Origin of the sequence: Halorubrum sp. SP3 (assembly GCF_005435195.1) — an archaeon.
Taxonomy (GTDB): domain Archaea; phylum Halobacteriota; class Halobacteria; order Halobacteriales; family Haloferacaceae; genus Halorubrum; species Halorubrum sodomense.
On the sequence record NZ_SGTU01000191.1, the window covers coordinates 1 to 733 of the forward strand.

At 61.8% G+C, this 733-nt stretch carries 1 protein-coding gene; it reads right to left on the reverse strand.

Annotated elements, in window-relative coordinates:
* On the reverse strand, window positions 1-733 hold a 733-nt coding region (locus EXE42_RS18855; protein ID WP_199240790.1), incomplete at both ends, for a hypothetical protein.

Sequence of the window (733 nt, forward strand, 5' to 3'; positions counted from 1 at the left end):
GTAAAGCGCCGTCACGGAGACGAGGCCGAGCAACAGCGACGTGAGGACACCGATGAACTGCCCTGCGTACGGAACGACGTTGATGATGTCGAAGAACACCCCGAGCAACATCGTCAGACCAGTCGCCGTAATCAGGAACCCTTCCGAGAGCTGGATGACGGCGGGAATCATCCCAACGATCTCGGCGGTCAACGTCGAGAGGAGTGGGATGGTCCGCACCAACAGGTCCGCAAACGCACGGAGGATTCCCATATTACCCATCTCGCGGATAATCCCCGAGAGGATGGGCATAGCGGCGTCCCCAAACCGAACGATGTCTCGCAACGCCGAAGGGACCGTAGTCTCAAGGTACTGTAACGCACCACGAGCGTCCCCGACGACGCGACGGAAGACACCCGCCTCGTCAGCGATTCCAGCAATCGTGGCCTCAACGGTACGAAACGCGTCGTTGAGCAACGGCGCGTACTGCTGTACGACGGGGCCTAACTCGGCTGTCGCTTGGTCGAACAGTTCTTCAATGCGATTGGTGAGTTGTTCCGTTTCGACGTTCCCCTCTGCGTCAAGGGCTGCGCCGAGGACGGCAAGCCCCGCGACACCAGCCAACGCCCCTGCCGCAGCAAGGGCTGCCCCGCCGAGTGCGACGAGGCCGCTGACCGCCGCAGGGATAGCCCCCACGAAGATCGCGATGAGCGGAATCAGCGCCGCGAAGATGCGGAAGAAGTCCCCCATCTTC